This is a genomic window from Streptomyces sp. NPDC058052 (genome assembly GCF_042885515.1).
Lineage (GTDB): Bacteria > Actinomycetota > Actinomycetes > Streptomycetales > Streptomycetaceae > Streptomyces.
This window is the reverse complement of sequence record NZ_JBHVRX010000012.1, coordinates 32,944-49,794: the sequence shown is the minus strand read 5'-3', so window position 1 is coordinate 49,794 and position 16,851 is coordinate 32,944. Positions and strand designations below refer to the sequence as shown.

The following is a 16,851-nucleotide window of genomic DNA, read 5'->3' as shown; positions in this document are numbered from 1 at the left end:
GGCGCCTCCCGGGAAGGAAGGCGCCCCACCGCGGCGCGGACGGACGGGACGTCAGCCCGCGTAATGCCCCCGCAGCCGCGCCGCCGCCTCCGGCCCCGCCCCCGACTCGTCCAGGGCCAGCAGCCCCGCGCCCAGCACCGGCGGCGCCGTGACGAAACGGACGACCGCCTTCGGGGCCCGCTCCGCGAGGAGCGCGCGCAGCCGGTCCTCCAGCTGCGGGTGCCGGGCGGCCAGCACGCTGCCGCCGAGCACCACCGGCGCCTCCTCGTCGAGCAGCCCGAGCCGCCGCAGCGCCACCGTCGACAGCGCCACGACCTCCTCGGCCATCCGGTGCACCAGGGACAGCGCCACCGGGTCGCCCTCCGCCGCCACCCGGAACAGCACCGGCGTCAGCTCGTGCCGCCGCGCGTGCGGGACGAGGCCCAGGTGCAGCGCCTCGATCAGCGCGTACATGGTCTTCCGGCCGAAGTGGGCGGGCAGCGCCCGGGCCAGCTCGGTCGGCTCGCCCCGGCCGTCCTCGGCGCGGGCCGCGAACCACAGCGCCTCCTCGGAGAGGCCGCCGCCCCCGCCCCAGTCCCCGGAGATCTTCCCGATCGCCGGGAAGCGGGCGGTCCGCCCGTCCGGGGTCATGCCCACGCAGTTCACGCCGGCGCCGCAGACCACCGCCACCCCGCGCGGCTCGTCGAGCCCGGCCCGCAGGATCGCGAAGGTGTCGTTGTGGACCCGTACCGAACCGCTCCACCCCCGTTCGAGGAGCTCCTGCTCCAGCGCGGCCTCCTCGACCGGCAGGTCGGCGTTGGCCAGGCAGGCGGTGACGTGGGCGAAGGCGAGGGGGACGCCCGCGTCCGCAGCCGCCCGCCCCACGATCTCCGCCAGCCCGTCGACGGCCTCCGCCACCCCCACCACCGGCGGCTGGAACCCTCCGCCGCGGGCGGCGCCCAGCACCGTGCCGTCCGGCGCGAGGACCGCCGCGTCGGTCTTGCTGTTCCCCGCGTCGACCGCGAGGAGCACCCCCTCCAGGTTCACGCCCACGCGAAGTGCTCCCGGTTGTGGGCGATCAGCCGGTCGGTGAGCCGCTCGGCGTACGCGTACTGCCCGACCAGCGGGTGGGCGAGCAGCGCCTTGAAGACCCGCTCCCGGCCGCCGCGCAGGGCCGCGTCGAGCGCCAGGTCCTCGTAGGCCGTGACGTTCGCGATCAGACCGGCGTACAGCGGGTCCACCGGCGCGACCGGCAGCGGCACCGCGCCGCCGGGGCCGACCGCCGCCTGCGTCTCGATGACGGCGTCGTCCGGCAGGAAGGGCAGCGTGCCGCGGTTGAGGGTGTTCACCACCTGGTGGGGCGACCCAGAGCCGCCCAGCAGCGAGGCCGCGAGGTCCACGGCCGCCTCCGAGTAGAAGGCGCCGCCGCGCTTCCCGAGCAGCGCCGGCTTCTCGTCGAGCGCCGGGTCCCCGTACATCTCCAGGAGCTCCTTCTCCATCGCGGCGACCTCGGCGGCCCGCGACGGCTTGGTGCGCAGCTCCTCCACCACCTCGTCGTGCGCGTAGTAGTAGCGCAGGTAGTACGAGGGGACGACGCCGAGCCGGTCCACCACCGGGCGCGGCAGGCGCAGGTCGGCGGCGACCGTGTCGCCGTGCTCGGCGAGCAGCCGCGGCAGCACGTCCTCGCCGTCCGGGCCGCCGAGCCGGACGCCCGTCTCCCAGGTGAGGTGGTTGAGGCCGACGTGGTCGAGGTGGACCTCGGACGGGGCCACGTCGAGGAGCCGGGCGAACTTGCGCTGGAAGCCGATGGCGACGTTGCACAGGCCGACGGCCTTGTGCCCGGCCCTCAGCAGGGCGCGGGTGACGATGCCGACGGGGTTGGTGAAGTCGATGATCCAGGCGTCCGGGTTGGCGCGCCGGACCCGCTCCGCGATGTCGAGGACGACGGGGACCGTGCGCAGCGCCTTGGCGAGGCCGCCGGCGCCGGTGGTCTCCTGGCCGACGCAGCCGCACTCCAGCGGCCAGGTCTCGTCCTGGTTCCGGGCGGCCTGGCCGCCGACGCGGAGCTGGAGGAGGACGGCGTCGGCGCCCTCGACGCCGGCGTCGAGGTCGGTGGTGGTGACGATCCGCCCGTCGTGGCCCAGCTTGGCGAAGATCCGCCGGGCCAGGCCGCCGACGAGGTCGAGCCGGTCGGCGGCGGGGTCGACGAGGACGAGCTCGGTGATGGGCAGGGTGTCGCGCAACCGCGCGAATCCGTCGATCAGTTCGGGGGTGTAGGTCGATCCGCCCCCCACGACAGCGAGCTTCATGTGTGTCTCAGCCCTTCACTCCGGTCAGGGTGACTCCCTCGACGAACGCCTTCTGCGCGAAGAAGAACACGAGGATCACGGGGGCCATGACCAGTACGGTCGCGGCCATGGTCAGGTTCCAGTCGGTGTGGTGCGCGCCCTTGAAGGACTCCAGGCCGTAACTGAGCGTCCAGGCGGCCGGGTTCTCGGAGGCGTAGATCTGCGGCCCGAAGTAGTCGTTCCAGCAGTAGAAGAACTGGAAGAGGGCGACGGCGGCGATGCCGGGCTTCGCCATCGGCAGCACGATCCGCAGCAGCGTGCGCACCTCGCCGCAGCCGTCGATCCGGGCCGCCTCGACGTACTCGTCGGGGATGGTGAGGAGGAACTGGCGCAGCAGGAAGATCGCGAAGGCGTCGCCGAAGGCCAGGGGGATGATCAGCGGCCAGAGCGACCCGGACAGGTCCATCTGCTTGGCCCAGAACAGGTACATGGGGATGATCACGACCTGCGGCGGCAGCATCATCATCGCGATGACGAGCAGCATCGACAGGTGGCGGCCGCGGAAGCGGAACTTGGCGAGCGCGTAGGCGACGGGTATCGAGGACACCACGACGAGGACGGTGCCGAGTCCCGCGTAGAGCAGCGAGTTCTTCCACCAGGTGAGGAAGCCCTCCGTCTCGAAGACCTTGGTGTAGTTCTCGAAGTGCCAGGAGTTCGGGGTGAGGTCGCGGGTGAGCGCCTGCTGGTCGCTCATCAGCGAGGTGAGGAGGACGAAGACGAAGGGCAGGACGAAGAAGAGGGCCGCGGCGATCCCGAGGGAGTGCACGGCGATCCAGTGCAGCAGCGCCTTGCGGCGGGCCCGCTTCGCCGCGGGGCTCGCGCCGGTGCCGGTGCCGGTGCCGGTGCCGGCACCGGCCGGGGCGGGGGGCAGGGTCGTGGTCATCGTTCAGTCACCCGAGCCGATCAGGCCGCCGCGCCGGCGCATGAGCAGCGCGGTGAAGGCCATGGAGAAGGCGAAGAGCACGAGCGCCACCACACAGGCCGCGCCGTAGTTGAACTGGCTGAAGCCGAGGCTGTAGACGAGCTGCGGCAGGGTGAGCGTCGAGTCGTCCGGGTAGCCGGGGACGAAGGTGACGCCGGAGCCGCCCATCACGCCCGAGGCGACCTTGGAGGCCACGATCGGCTGCGTGTAGTACTGCATCGCGCCGATGATCCCGGTGACCACCGCGAAGAGGATGATCGGCGAGATGTTCGGCAGGGTGATGTGGCGGAAGCGCTGCCAGGGTCCGGCGCCGTCGAGTTCGGCGGCCTCGTACTGCTCCTTGGGGACGTCGAGCAGGGCGGCCATGAAGATGACCATGAGGTCGCCGATGCCCCAGACCGCGAGCAGGGTGAGGGCGGGCTTGGCCCAGGCGGGGTCGGTGAACCACGCGGGGGCGGACAGTCCGGCCGCTTCGAGCAGGGCGTTGACCGGCCCGGTGCCGGGGTTGAGCAGGAAGACGAAGGCGAGCGTCGCCGCGACCGGCGGGGCCAGGAAGGGCAGGTAGAACAGGGTCCGGAAGATCCCGGCACCCGTCTTGATCTTCGTGATCAGCATGCCGATGCCGAGGCCGAAGAGGACCCGGCAGCTCACCATGACGACGCAGAGCCAGAGGGTGTTCCGCAGGGCGGGCCAGAACTGCGGGAAGGACGTGAAGACGTACTCCCAGTTCCCGAGGCCGCGCCACTCCGGCGGGTTGAGCCCGTCGTACTTCATCAGCGAGAAGTAGACGGTCGAGACGAGCGGGTAGGCGAAGAAGACGCCGAAGCCGATCAGCCACGGCGACATGAAGGCCAGGGTCCGCAGCGCGTTGCGCCGGCGCTTGGCCCGCAGCGTGTTCCGTCCCCCGCGGGCGGAGGCGGCCGGGGCGGCCGCCTCCGTCGCGGGCAGGGTGTCCGTGCTCATGGGTGGGATCCGGCCGTCACTTCGCCGCGGCGATGTCGCGGTCGATCTGGGCGGCGGTGTCGGCCAGCCCCTTCTTCAGATCGCTGACCTGGCCCTTCTCGTACTGCTGGGCGAACTTCTGGAGGGTGTCCTGGTAGGCGGAGCCGTTCACCGCGCCGTCCGAGGTGGTGGACTTCGGGTGCTGGGCGATGTCCAGGAAGGTCTTGAAGCGCGGGTCGAACTTCAGGTCCGGGGACTTCAGCGCCTCCAGGGTGGAGGGGACGTTCCCGATGGAGTTGGCGAAGCCCACCACGGCCTCGGTGTCCGTGGTCATGTACTTGACCAGCTCCCAGGCCGCGTTCTGCTTCTTGCTCTGCGGCGCGATGCCCATGATCGTGCCGGAGAGGTAGCCCTTGCCGTACTCGGCGACCTCGTCGTCGGCGACCGGCAGCGGCGCGACGCCGACCTCGAAGGGGACCTTCGCCTGCTGGACGAAGTTCAGGCGCCACTCGCCGTCCAGCTGCATGGCGACCTGGCCGGTCTGGAAGGGGTGCTTGGCGCCCCACTCGTCACCGAAGGTGGTGCGGTACTTGTCGAGCTTCTGGAAGCCGCCGAGCGCGTCCACGAGCGACTTCTGGTACGTCATCATCTCGGCGAAGCCGGGGTCCGTGCCCACGGTCGACCTGCCGTCCTGGCCGAAGTACCCGCCGTGGCTCCACTGCGACATGTAGTGCGAGACGACCGTCTCGTAGCCGAGGTAGGTCGGCATGAAGCCGAGCCGCTCGTACGAGTCGCCCTTGGCCTTCGTCAGCTTCTTGGCGACCTCGGTGAACTCGGACCAGGTCTTCGGCGGAGCCTCCGGGTCGAGGCCGGCGGCCTTGAAGGCGTCCTTGTTGTAGTAGAGCCCGTACGCGTCGGAGAGCAGCGGCAGCGTGCAGCGCTTCCCCTCGAACTGCGTGTAGTCCTGGAGGACCTTCGGGAAGATCTTGTCCAGGTCCAGCCCGTCCTTCTCGATGAAGGGCTTCAGGTCGGCGAGCGCGCCCGTGTGGCAGAACTTGCCGACGTTGGCCGTGGTGAAGGAGGCGACCACGTCGGGGCCGTTGGAGCCGCCCGCGCGGAGCGCCTGGCCGAGCTTGTCGTCGTTGATGTTGCCGACGACCTTCACCTTGATGTTCGGGTGGGCCGCGGTGAAGCGGGCGACGTTCTCCTCGATCGCCTTGACCTCGGACGGGGCCGACCAGCCGTGCCAGAAGGTGAGGGTGGTCTCGGCCTTCGGGTCGTCGCCCGCCGTGTTCCCGGCGGAGCCGGTACACGCGGTGGCGAAGAGGGCGAGCGAGGCGGTGGCGGCGAACGCGGCGGCTGCTCTGCGGGTGCGTACGGGCATGACGGTGTCTCCCTGGAGGGTGGAAGGGCGTGGCGGAGCAGGCCCCGGCGCGCGGGGGCGGCCGGGACGGTCGTACGAGGGGTCGGGGCGGGCGCGGACGGGTCAGCGCGAGGTGTCGAAGACCTCGTCGCGGGTGATGGCGAGGGCGCTCTCCAGCGCCCCGCGCAGCACGGGTTCATGGGGGACGGCGGTGAGGACGAGCCGTGGCCGGGAGGCCGCGAGGTCGGCCAGCTCGGCCTGGACGCGGGCCCGCAGCGGTTCGCCGCCGGCGACGAGGACGTCTCCGGACAGCACGACCAGTTCGGGGTCGAGGACGGCGACGAGCGAGGCGAGACCGGTGGCGACCCGCTCGGCGTACCGGTCGAGCAGCTCCGCGTACGGGCCGTCGGGTGCCCCGGCGGCGCGGGCGAGCAGCCCGGACGCCACCGGCACATAGGGGTGGTCGGGGGTGTCGATGCCGGCCTCCCGGGCGATCCGGGGCACCGACTGGACGCCGGCGAGCTCCTGGAAGCCGCCGGAGTTGGCCTTGGTGACCTGGCGGACCAGCGGGGTGCCGGGGACCGGCAGGAAGCCGACCTCGCCGGCGCCGCCGGTGAAGCCGCGGTGCAGCCGGCCGCCGAGGACGAGGGCGGCGCCGAGGCCCTCCTCGTTCCACAGCAGGACGAAGTCCTCGTGGCCGCGGGCGGCGCCTACGGCCCGCTCGGCGATGGCCACCAGGTTGACGTCGTTCTCGTACTCGAAGGGCATGGGCAGGACCGCGGCCAGCTCCTCCAGGAGGGTGGGGGAGTGCCAGCCCGGCAGGTGGGAGGCGTACCGGAGCCGTCCGGTGGCCGGGTCGAAGGCGCCGGGGGTGCCGATCACCAGGCGGCGGACGTCGGAGCGGGTGAGCCCGGCGGCCTTGACGGCCCCGTCGAGGGCGTCGGTGACCTGGCGGACCACGCCGTCGCCGGGGCGTCCCCCGGTGCGGAGTTCGTGCTCGCCGACGACGGTGCCGGTGATGTCGGCGACGGCGGCGCGGATGCGGTGCTGGTTGACGTCGAGCCCGGCGGCGTACCCGGCGCCGGGTACGAGCGCGTACAGCTGGGCGCTGGGTCCCGGGCGGCCCTCGGTGGTGCCGGTGGCGCGGACCAGGCCGGCGGCTTCGAGTCGGGCGAGGAGCTGCGAGGCGGTCGGCTTGGAGAGGCCGGTGAGCTTGCCGATCCGGGTCCGCGAGAGGGTGCCGTGCTCCAGGAGGAGGTCGAGCGCCGCGCGGTCGTTCATGGCCCGCAGCACGCGCGGGGTTCCAGGGGTTCCCTGGGTACCTGCCATGACGGTTCGCACCTGCCCTTCGACGCCGGAGGCCCATTGTGGGGCCTGGCGGCCGCCGCTTCCTCCACCACACTGTTAGGAAAGTTTCCTATCCGGTGGGAGGACGGTAGGACGGGCGTCGGCGGGGCGTCAATACCCGCACACGCACGACACCCCCGACGGCAACCGAAGCGTTACCGGCGGGGGTGTCGTGGTGCCCCCGGGACGAACCCGGGTCAGGGCTTGCTGAGGTCCGTCCTCGGCAGCGGGGTGGCCGCCGCCGACTGCGGCGAGGTCGCGTTGGAGAAGACCGAGGGCGCCGCCATGCCCGCCGTCGGGTCCGCGGGCGCCGCCTCCTCCGCCTGCGCGGGCAGCCCGCCGACGATCCGGATGCCGGCCTCGTCCAGACCCCGCTTGATCCGCCAGCGCAGCTCGCGCTCCACGCCCAGCTTCTTGCCCGGCATCGTCTTCGCCGAGACCCGGACCGTCATCGAGTCCAGCAGCACCTCGGTCAGGCCGAGCACCTCCACCGGGCCCCACAGCCGCTCGTTCCACGGCTCGTCCTTGGCCATGGCCTCGCCCGCCGCCGCGATCACCGACTGCACCCGGTCCAGGTCCTCCGTCGGCCGGACCGTGACGTCCACGGCGGCCGTCGCCCAGCCCTGGCTGAGGTTCCCTATCCGCTTGATCTCGCCGTTGCGCACGTACCAGATCTCGCCGTCGACACCGCGCAGCTTGGTCACCCGCAGTCCCACCTCGACGACCTCGCCGGAGGCCACGCCCGCGTCGACCGAGTCGCCGACGCCGTACTGGTCCTCCAGGATCATGAAGACGCCGGAGAGGAAGTCCGTCACCAGGTTCCGCGCGCCGAAGCCGATCGCCACACCGGCCACACCGGCCGAGGCGAGCAGCGGCGCCAGATCGATGTCGAAGGCGCCGAGCACCATCAGGCCGGCCGTGCCCAGGATCAGGAAGGACGCCACCGAGCGCAGCACCGAGCCGATCGCCTCGGACCGCTGGCGTCTCCGCTCCGCGTTGACCAGCAGGCCGCCGAGCGCCGTCCCCTCCACCGCCTGGGCGGAGCGGTTCATCCGCTCGATCAGCTTCGTCAGGGCGCGGCGGACGGCCCACCGCAGCAACAGGGCGACCACCACGATCAGCAGGATGCGCAGACCGGTGTTCAGCCAGGTGGACCAGTTCTCCTCCACCCAGCTCGCCGCGTTGGTGGCCTTCTCCGCCGCCTCGTCCAGAGTCACCGGGATGGGCTCGGGATCGGTGGCGGCCGCCAGGACGGACCAGGACACGGGACAACCTCCAGGCATCGCGTACGCAGGCCATCCACCCTAACGGGGCATCGGACACCGAACCGTTGCCCTGTTCGAGGGAGAGACCGACCTCACCCGGGCACATACCCGGGAGACATGCCGATGTGGTCGAGAACACGTCCGGCCCGCCCCCCGCGATCGCAGGAACGTGGTGGCGTTCCGACCAGGCATGAGGAGAGACTGAGAGCAGTTCGTCCCGGCGCGAGCCACGCGCCGCCGGCGCCATAGGAGGCATCCGTGCCGCATGTCCTGGTCCTCAACGCGTCGTACGAGCCTCTGGGCGTCGTACCGCTCCGCCGCGCACTCGTCCTCGTACTGGAGAACAAGGCCCTCTGCATCGAGGAGTCCGGCGCCTTCCTGCACAGCGAGCATCAGATCGTCCCCGCGCCCAGCGTGGTACGGCTGAAGCGGTTCGTGCGGGTCCCCTACCGGGGGCCCGTTCCCTTGACCCGCCGGGCCCTCTTCGCCCGCGACGGCGGACGCTGCATGTACTGCGGGGGAGTGGCGACCAGCGTCGACCACGTCATCCCCCGCAGCCGCGGCGGCATCCACGCCTGGGAGAACGTGGTGGCGGCCTGCCGCCGCTGCAACCACCTCAAGGCCGACAAGCACCTGCGGGAGATCGGCTGGCGGCTGCGCCACCAACCCGCGCCGCCCACCGGCCTGGCCTGGCGGATCATCGGGACCGGCCACCGGGACCCACGGTGGCTGCCCTACCTCACGCCGTACGGCGCCGAGGACGCGATGGCCCGGATCGACTCCGTCGCCGACACCCCAGCGGGGGTGTTGACGACCGGCTGAGATCCGGGCCTTCCGCGTTCCCGGGCCCGGCCGTGTCCGCGGGCCCGGCCGGGCGTCCCGGGGACCGGGCCGGACGGGGTACGGGGGCGAGGGCGCCGCTCAGGGAGCGGTGCCCTCCTCCGTCGCGTCCGCGTCCGGCGCGTCCGGGGCCCTCCGCTCCGGCGCCTCCTCCTCCGGGGCCCCCTTCTCCGGCGTCTCCCGCTCCGGGGCCCGGTCCCGCGTCACCGCGTACGTCTCCACCGACCAGAGCGAGTAGCCGTACGGGGTCGCCCGCTTCTCGCCCTGCACCCGCAGGAAACGCGTGTCCGCCGCGTCCATCCGCACCGACTCCCGGCCGCCCCGCCCGTCCGTGACGGTCGCCGCGGTCCGCCAGTTCCGGCCGTCGGCGGAGACCTGCACCCGGTAGCGGGAGGCGTGCGCGTCCTGCCAGTGCAGGACCACCTGCCCTATCCGGGCCGGCTCGGCCAGCTCCAGCTGGAACCAGGCACCGTCCTCCGCCGGCGACGACCAGCGCGTCGCCGGATCGCCGTCCACCGCCAGCGCCGCCGGGAAGTCCGCCGTCTCGTCGCCGGACGAGGAGGCCGTCGCCGACCGCGCCAGGTCCGGGCCGCCGGTGCGCGGGAACGCCCGCACCGTCAGCACCCGCTCCTCGCCCGCGAACGACACCGGCACCCGGTACTCCCCGGACGCCGTGCCCGGCGCCACCGACACCTCCATCGGCACCGTCGTCGTGCCGCCGCGCTCCACCGCGGCCTCCTCCGGCAGCCGTACGGTGATCCCCTTCGGCGCCCTCGCCGTCAGCGGGCCCCGCACCCCGGCCGCCCGCCGGCCCGTCAGCTCCAGCTCCACCCGGGCCGCCGGACCGCCGATCTCCAGGTCCGTCTCCGTCCTGGCCAGCTCCAGACCGGCCTCCGGCCCGTCCGCGAACCACGGCACCAGCGACCGCACGTCCGGTGCCGGCCCCGCGCCGTCCCAGACGATCCGCAGCGCCTCGGCCCGCAGCCCCTTCAGGTCGGTCTGCGTCCAGCCCGAGTCGGACAGCGGCCCCAGCGGCCGCCAGCCCTCGCCCGCCACGTACGCCTCCACGCGCGCGTGCGCCGCGCCCGCCGCGCCGGACGTCCCGTCCTTCGACGGCTTCCCGCCCTTCCCGTCCGCCGGCGGCCCGGCCAGCACCGTCACCGACTCCACCGGCCGCGCACGGTCCAGCTTCACCGTGTACGAACCGGTGGCCCGGTCCACCTGGCGCTCCGGGTCCTTGTCGGCGCCGGTCCAGGCCGCCGCCTCCTTCACCGCCCGGTCCAGGAACGGGTCCAGGACGCCGTCGCCGACCGTCGCCCCGCTCGCCGCGATCCGCGGCCGCAGCGGCTCCAGGCGCAGCTGCGCCTGCCAGGCCGCCGGCCCGTCGCCGCGCGCCTGCGCCAGGAGCATGTCGACGGCCGCCTCGCCCGCCGCGCCGTACCGGGACAGCTGCTCCAGCCAGGGACCGGACTCGGCCCGCAGCGCGCCGTCCGCCGTGCCGGCGAGCCGCTCCGGCGCCTCCCGCATCACGGTGAACGCGGCCCGCAGCTCGCGCCCCGCCTTCTCCCGCGCCGCCGTCGTGCCCGAGGCCCGGGCCGACCAGAAGGCGCTCATCAGCGGCTTCAGACCGGCCGACTCGGCGTCCGGGGCGAGGATCGACGAGGCAGCGTTCCCGGCCAGCGCGCCGAGCGCCGCCCGCGCCGCCGGGTCGGGACCGGCCAGGTCGGCGACGGCCGCCCGCCAGGACTCACCGGGCCGGTAGCCGCGCGGGTTCCAGGCGAAGTCGGCGGTGGTGAAGAGCGGGACGCGGGAGGCCGCGGGCTGCTCCATCGCGTGCGCCAGGTACGCGGCGGACCCGGCCGCCACCGCGGGCTCCCGGCCCCGGGACGGGCCCAGGAAGAGCCGGTCCTGCGCGTAGTCGTTCACCGGGTAGTTGTCCATGGTGACCAGCGGCCGCTGCCCCAGCGCCGCCCGCACCCCGGCCAGTTCGGTGCCGGTGATGGTGCGCGGCACCACCCCGATCCCCGTCCACGCCACCCGCACGCGCGCGTCGAGCGCCTCCGCGAGCGCCGAGCGGTACTCGCTGGTGCCCTCCTGGTAGTACTCCGTCGGCAGCACCGTCACCGGCTCCGCGTCCGGATGCCGCTCGGCGAGGTGCCGGGCGACGGCGTTCGCCACGCGCGCGTGGGCCCGGGCCGCGCCCGCCGCGTCCCGTCCGAAGGCGTCGGCGTCCTCGTCGCAGGTCCACTCGCCGAACCCGGCGTCCGGGAACTGGAGCTGGAAGGAGCGGAAGCCGAGCTCCCGCATCGCGTCCAGCTTCCGCGTCAGCGCCGCCACGTCCGCGTCCGAGGAGAGGCACATCGACTGCGCCGGGGCCACCGCCCAGCCCAGCGTCACGTGCCGCGACCGGGCCCGCTCGGCCAGCGCGCGGAACCCGGCCCGCTGCGCCTCCGGGTACGGCTCGCGCCACTGCGCCGCGCGGTACGGGTCGTCACCGGGCGCGTAGAGATAGCGGTTCTGCTTGGTGCGGCCCAGGAAGTCGACCATCGCCAGACGCTGCCCGGTCGTCCACGGCGTGCCGTAGAAGCCCTCGGTGAGCCCCCGCTCGGCGGTTCCGGGCCAGTCCCGGACGACGACCCCGGGCACCTCCCCGCCGACGCCGTCCGGCCCCTCGCCGAGCAGCTGGCGGAGCGTCTGCACGGCGTGGAACAGGCCGTCCTCGCCCGTCCCGTCCAGCACCACGGTGTCCCGCCCGCCGAAGCGGCCGGTGGCCAGCCGGTAGCCACCGCGCGGGAGGTCGGCCCGCTCGGCCACCCCGAAGGAGGCCAGCGCCTCCTGGGCGGCCTCGCCGGACGGTCCCGAGACGCGGAGCACCGGGCCCGCGCCCGGCAGCCCCTCGTGCACGGTCCGCACCCCGGCGTCGGCGAGCAGCTCCCGCAGCGCCGCGAGGGCGTACCGGTCGGCGTCCTCGTCCGCCACCAGGGTCACCCGCTCCCCGAGGCGCACGGCGGGCCCGGCGGCCGTCAGCGACTGCGGCCGGGGCCACACGGAGGGCGCCGGGGCCGCCGCGCGCGCGGAGCCGGTCCGGGGCGCGGGGACGGCCGGCGAGGCGGTCGTCCCGGGCGTGGGGGCCGCCGGCGAGGCGACCGTCCCGGGCGTCGCGGCGGGCGGCGGGGCGGCACCCGCCGAGCCGGGGACGGCGCCGCCGAGGAGCCCGCCGATGACGGCGGCGGCGACCGCGGTCGCCGTACGCGGTCCGCGGCCCGGACGCACAGGGGTCACGGGGTCTCCCTTCACCGGGACGGGCACCCGCCGGTTCGTCAGACGCGGTCCCCGCCCGGCCGGTTGGTCACGAGCGGGTTACGACCCCACCACCCTTCGCACGAGGGTGTCAATGCGACGGGGCGAAGTGTCGGCTTTGCCCGGTGAACCACCGGCGAGCTGTCGCCCTTTCGCCGGCTTCCCCCGGTAAAAGGGGCAAAGGGAGGTGTGGTGGGTAGGGCTATCACTCGTCGCACCCACGGCCCCGGCCACCCGCCGTACGGCCGGCCACCACGTCGAGACGAACCGGGAGACCCCCGTGACCACGACCGCCCGCCCCCTGACCGGACGGATACGGATCCCACGTCAGACCGCCCCCGGCGGCGCACCGGCCACCGCCGCGCCGCTCACCAGCGAACCCTCGTGGGCGGCCGCCGCGCCGCTGACCAGCGAGCCGCCCCTGGCCGGCGCCGCGCCCCTCACCAGCGAGCCGCCCCTCACCGGCGCCGCACCCCTCACCAGCGAGCCCACCGCCCCCGGAAACCGGTGCGGCACGGAGTCCCCCGGAGTGTGAAGTGACCCTGGCCCGCCTCGCCGCCCGTCACGGCGTCGCCACCGCGTTCAGCCCGTCCGAGGGCGTCACCGCGCCCGTGCCCGAGGCCACCGTGGTCGCGGTGCTCGGCGCCCTCGGAGTGGACGCCACCACCCCCGAGGCGGTCGCCGCCTCCCTCGGCGCGGCGGAGCGGGCCGACCGGGAGCGCCTGCTCCCGCCCACCCTCGTCCGGCACACCGGCGACGGACCGCCCGCCCCGCCCGCCGGCCTGCCCGACGGGACGGTGCTGCGGGTCACCACCGAGTCCGGCGCCGTCCACGCGGGCGGCGACTGGGAGCGGCTGCCGCTCGGCGTGCACACCGTGGACGCCGAGGCGCCCGACGGCCGCACCGCGCGCGCCACCCTGATCGTCGCCCCCGCGCGCGTCCCGGTGCCCACCACGCGCGCGTACGGCCTGCTCGTCCAGCTCTACTCGCTGCTCTCCGAACGCTCCTGGGGCATGGGCGACCTGGGCGACCTGCGCGAACTGGTCTCCTGGGCGGGCCGCGCGCACGGCGCCGGATTCGTCCAGGTCAACCCGCTGCACGCGGGCGTGCCCGGGGCGCCCTCGGACCCGTCCCCGTACCGCCCCTCCTCGCGCCGCTTCCCCGACCCCGTCCACCTGCGCATCGAGCAGATCCCCGAATACGCCCACCTGGCCCCCGGCCACCGCGAGGAGCTGGACCGGATCCTCACCGCCGCCGCCGAACTGCGCGAGCGCGTCCTCGGCAAGGGCACCGCCATCGACCGGGACGCCGTCTGGGCGCTCAAGCTCCGCGCCCTGGAGCTCGTGACCGGTGTCGAGCCCGGCCCCGGGCGGCGCGCCGACTACCACGACTTCCTCGCCGAGCGCGGCCGCGCCCTGGAGGACCACGCCACCTACCAGGCCCTCGCCGAGCGCCACGGCCCCCACTGGCGCTCCTGGCCCGAGGAGCTGCGCACCCCGGACGGCGCCGGGGCGGCGGTCCGCGCCGACGCGGTGCTGACCGCGCGGGTCGACTTCCACTGCCGGCTCGCCTGGCTGACGGACCGGCAGCTCGGCGAGGCCGCCGACGCGGCCCGGGAGGCCGGGATGCCGGTCGGCATCGTCCACGACCTGGCCGTCGGCGTGCACCCGGAGGGCTCCGACGTCTGGGCCCGCCAGGGCGACTTCGCCACCGGGATGTCGGTCGGCGCCCCGCCCGACGCCTTCAACTCCCGCGGCCAGGACTGGGGCCTGCCGCCGTGGCGCCCGGACGCCCTCGCCGCCGCCGGGTACGCCCCGTACCGCGGGCTCCTGCGCGAACTCCTGCGGCACGCGGGCGCGCTGCGCATCGACCACGTGATGGGCCTGTTCCGCCTGTGGTGGGTGCCGGAGGGCCGCGAGCCCACCGAGGGCACCTACGTTCGGTACGACGCCGAGGCGATGCTCGCCGTCCTCGTCCTGGAGGCGCACCGGGCCGGCGCCCTGGTGATCGGCGAGGACCTGGGCACGGTCGAGCCGGGCGTCCGCGAGGCGCTCGCCGCGCGCGGGGTGTCCGGCACGTCCGTGCTCTGGTTCGAGCGGGACTGGGACGGCGGCGGCGCGCCGCTGCCGCCGGAGGCGTGGCGGGCCGGCTGCGTGGCCACCGCCACCACCCACGACCTGCCGTCCACCGCAGCCCGGCTCTCCGGCGACCACGTGCTGCTGCGCCACCGGCTCGGCCTGCTCGGCGGCGACCTGGCCCGGGAGCGGGCGGCCGACGCGGCGGAGACCGCCGAGTGGCGCGGGGTCCTCCAGCGGCTCGGGCTGCTCCCGGAGGGGCCGGGGGACGAGGAGGCCGAGATCCGGGCCGTCCACCGCTTCCTGGCGCGCACCCCGGCCCGGATGGTCGGGGTGTGGCTGCCGGACCTGGTGGGGGACCGCCGGCCGCAGAACCTGCCGGGCACCTGGGACGAGTACCCCAACTGGCGGCTGCCGGTGGCGGGCCCCGACGGGCAGCCGCTCACCCTGGAGCGGATCGCCGCCTCGCCCCGCGCGCACGTGCTGCTGCGGACCGTCGCCGAGGGGGTCGGAGCCCGTACGGCACCCCCGGGCGCGCGGTCCGTTTAGGTGTTCGCTACTTTTGCACCGTGGACAAGAAGAACGCCCTGCGCGCCGGCGCCGTCGCGGCCGGTACGACGCTGATGATGCTGCTCATGTCGTCCCCCGCGCTCGCGCTGACCCGCGACGACGGTGACGACCCGGCTCCCAAGCTGGAGGTCGTCGAGACCCTCGGCCTGTTCGTGGTGGCCCCGCTGGTGCTGTTCCTGGTCATCGCCGGTCTGGTGATGGTCCTCGACAAGTCCCGCAAGAAGGTCTGACCGCCTCCACCGCCCGTCTCCGAGGGCGCCGCACGGCCATGATGGCCGTGCGGCGCCCTCGCGTTCTCCCCGCCGCCCTCAGGCGGTGGTCGCGAGCAGCTTCCGCAGCAGTCCGGCGAGCTGCCGCGCCTCCTCCTCGGTCAGCGCCGCCTCCAGCGCCTCCCGCTGCCGCTCCAGGCCCGCGCCGACCGCCTGGTCCACCAGCTCCCGTCCGCGCTCGGTGAGCGTGACGCGCAGCCCGCGCCGGTCGTTCGGGTCGGGGCTGCGGGTGAGCAGTCCGGCCTTCTCCAGCTTGTCGAGCCGGCCGGTCATCCCGCCGGTGGTGATCATCAGCGTGGCGGTCAGCTCGCGCGGTGAGAGCGTGTACGGCTCCCCGGACCGGCGCAGGGTCGCCAGTACGTCGAACTCCCCGAGCCCCATGCCGTAGGGCGCGTACGCCTTGTCCACCCGGCCGCGCATCGCGGCGGCCAGCCGGTAGATCCGCCCGAAGACCGCCATGGGGAGCGTGTCCAGGTCGGGGCGGACCACGGCCCACTGGGCGGCGATGGCGTCGACGGGGTCGTGCGCGGGGGGCTGCGTCTTCATGACCTCAGTGTTCCGTCCCTTCCCGGTCGATGGCAAGAAAGCCACTTGCAAGCAAGTAGCTTAGTGCTAAGTTAATTACCGCCAAGCCAGTCGCGCTCCGGTCCACCGGAGCCGCACCGCTTCAGGGGGAGTCCTGCCATGTCCCGTAAGGCCGCCGTCGTCGCGCTCACCGCCCTCGCCCCGATCTCCTGGGGCTCCACCTACTTCGTGACCACCGAGTTCCTGCCGCCCGACCGGCCCCTCTTCACCGGCCTCATGCGAGCCCTCCCGGCCGGCCTCCTGCTCATCGCGCTGACCCGCACGCTCCCGCGGGGCGCCTGGTGGTGGAAGTCGGCGGTCCTCGGGGCGCTCAACATCGGCGCCTTCTTCCCGCTGCTCTTCCTCGCCGCCTACCGGCTGCCCGGCGGCGTCGCCGCCGTCGTCGGCTCCGTCGGCCCGCTCTTCGTCGTCGGTCTCGCCGCCCTCTTCCTCGCCGAGAAGCCCACCGTGCGGACCCTGCTCACCGCCGTCGCCGCCGCCTTCGGTGTCAGCCTCGTGGTCCTCAAGGCGGGCGCCGCCTTCGACCTGATCGGTGTGGGCGCCGGACTGCTCTCCTCCCTCTCGATGTCCGCCGGCGTCGTCCTCACCAAGCGCTGGGGCCGCCCCGAGGGCGTCGGCGCCCTCGCGCTCACCGGCTGGCAGCTCACCGCGGGCGGCCTCGTCATCCTGCCCCTCGCCTTCCTGGCCGAGGGCGCCCCGCCGGCCCTGACCGGCACCCATCTGGCCGGCTACGCCTACCTCGCCCTCGGCAACACCGCCGTCTCGTACTTCCTCTGGTTCCGCGGCATCGAGCGGCTGAGCGCCTCCTCCGTCACCCTGCTCGGCCCGCTCTCCCCGATCACCGCGGCCGTCATCGGCTGGGCGGCGCTCGGCCAGGCCCTCGGCCCGGTGCAGGTGCTCGGCATGCTGATCGCCTTCGGCGCCACCCTCGCCGGCCAGCTGGCCCCGGCGAAGCCCAAGCCCGCCGCACCGTTCGGTTCCGCTGAAAAGAACGGTCAGGAAGTTTCGATGGACCTGGAGGTTTCGGCGGTGCGACGGTAGGCGGC

General features: G+C 74.3%; 14 protein-coding genes. 5 read left to right on the top strand and 9 right to left on the bottom strand.

Going from position 1 to position 16,851, the window contains the following annotated elements; all coding sequences use genetic code 11:
- Positions 1-51: 51 nt before the first annotated feature.
- The 7 genes from ACFVU3_RS18575 to ACFVU3_RS18545 form a co-directional block, all read right to left on the bottom strand.
- The gene (locus tag ACFVU3_RS18575) at positions 52-1,032 is read right to left on the bottom strand and encodes an N-acetylglucosamine kinase (protein WP_390067357.1); all 981 of its coding nucleotides are present in this window, start codon (positions 1,030-1,032) and stop codon (positions 52-54) included.
- Positions 1,023-2,288 (bottom strand): 6-phospho-beta-glucosidase, encoded by a 1,266-nt coding sequence (locus ACFVU3_RS18570; protein WP_390067356.1) that lies wholly within the window; start codon positions 2,286-2,288, stop codon positions 1,023-1,025. Before ACFVU3_RS18570 ends, ACFVU3_RS18575 begins: the two co-directional genes overlap by 10 nt.
- A gap of 7 nt (positions 2,289-2,295) precedes the next feature.
- A complete protein-coding gene (locus ACFVU3_RS18565; protein WP_390067355.1) occupies positions 2,296-3,210 on the bottom strand; it encodes a carbohydrate ABC transporter permease in 915 nt (304 codons plus the stop codon).
- Positions 3,211-3,213: 3 nt separating this feature from the next.
- On the bottom strand, positions 3,214-4,212 hold the full coding sequence (locus ACFVU3_RS18560; protein WP_390067353.1) for a carbohydrate ABC transporter permease: 999 nt from the start codon (positions 4,210-4,212) through the stop codon (positions 3,214-3,216).
- A 16-nt stretch (positions 4,213-4,228) separates the two neighbouring features.
- On the bottom strand, positions 4,229-5,575 hold the full coding sequence (locus tag ACFVU3_RS18555) for an ABC transporter substrate-binding protein (protein ID WP_390067351.1): 1,347 nt from the start codon (positions 5,573-5,575) through the stop codon (positions 4,229-4,231).
- Positions 5,576-5,677: 102 nt separating this feature from the next.
- Positions 5,678-6,883 (bottom strand): ROK family protein, encoded by a 1,206-nt coding sequence (locus ACFVU3_RS18550; RefSeq protein ID WP_390067350.1) that lies wholly within the window; start codon positions 6,881-6,883, stop codon positions 5,678-5,680.
- 215 nt (positions 6,884-7,098) lie between these two features.
- On the bottom strand, positions 7,099-8,184 hold the full coding sequence (locus ACFVU3_RS18545) for a mechanosensitive ion channel family protein (protein WP_390067349.1): 1,086 nt from the start codon (positions 8,182-8,184) through the stop codon (positions 7,099-7,101).
- 240 nt (positions 8,185-8,424) lie between these two features.
- Between ACFVU3_RS18545 and ACFVU3_RS18540 the strand changes: the two genes are divergently transcribed.
- Positions 8,425-8,988, top strand: a complete 564-nt coding sequence (locus ACFVU3_RS18540) for an HNH endonuclease (RefSeq protein ID WP_390067347.1) — start codon at positions 8,425-8,427, stop codon at positions 8,986-8,988.
- Between the two features lie 99 nt (positions 8,989-9,087).
- Here ACFVU3_RS18540 and ACFVU3_RS18535 read toward each other — a convergent pair whose 3' ends face one another.
- A complete protein-coding gene (locus ACFVU3_RS18535; RefSeq protein ID WP_390067589.1) occupies positions 9,088-12,279 on the bottom strand; it encodes a beta-N-acetylglucosaminidase domain-containing protein in 3,192 nt (1,063 codons plus the stop codon).
- A 340-nt stretch (positions 12,280-12,619) separates the two neighbouring features.
- Here ACFVU3_RS18535 and ACFVU3_RS18530 point away from each other — a divergent pair, with 340 nt between their 5' ends.
- From ACFVU3_RS18530 to ACFVU3_RS18520, 3 genes are read left to right on the top strand one after another with little or no spacing between them, the layout of a single operon-like run.
- Positions 12,620-12,841: a hypothetical protein gene (locus ACFVU3_RS18530; RefSeq protein ID WP_390067587.1), complete on the top strand. Its 222-nt coding sequence runs from the start codon at positions 12,620-12,622 to the stop codon at positions 12,839-12,841.
- A 1-nt stretch (position 12,842) separates the two neighbouring features.
- Entirely contained in the window at positions 12,843-14,930 is a 2,088-nt protein-coding gene (gene malQ, locus ACFVU3_RS18525) for a 4-alpha-glucanotransferase (protein ID WP_390067346.1), read from the top strand.
- Positions 14,931-14,950: 20 nt separating this feature from the next.
- A complete protein-coding gene (locus ACFVU3_RS18520) occupies positions 14,951-15,181 on the top strand; it encodes a hypothetical protein (protein ID WP_390067344.1) in 231 nt (76 codons plus the stop codon).
- Positions 15,182-15,259: 78 nt separating this feature from the next.
- On the opposite strand, the gene ACFVU3_RS18515 is transcribed toward ACFVU3_RS18520, so the two are convergent.
- Positions 15,260-15,766, bottom strand: coding sequence for a MarR family winged helix-turn-helix transcriptional regulator (locus tag ACFVU3_RS18515; protein ID WP_390067342.1), 507 nt, complete (start codon positions 15,764-15,766; stop codon positions 15,260-15,262).
- A 138-nt stretch (positions 15,767-15,904) separates the two neighbouring features.
- On the opposite strand from ACFVU3_RS18515, the gene ACFVU3_RS18510 reads away from it, so the two are divergent.
- Positions 15,905-16,846: an EamA family transporter gene (locus ACFVU3_RS18510; RefSeq protein ID WP_390067340.1), complete on the top strand. Its 942-nt coding sequence runs from the start codon at positions 15,905-15,907 to the stop codon at positions 16,844-16,846.
- Positions 16,847-16,851: the final 5 nt, after the last annotated feature.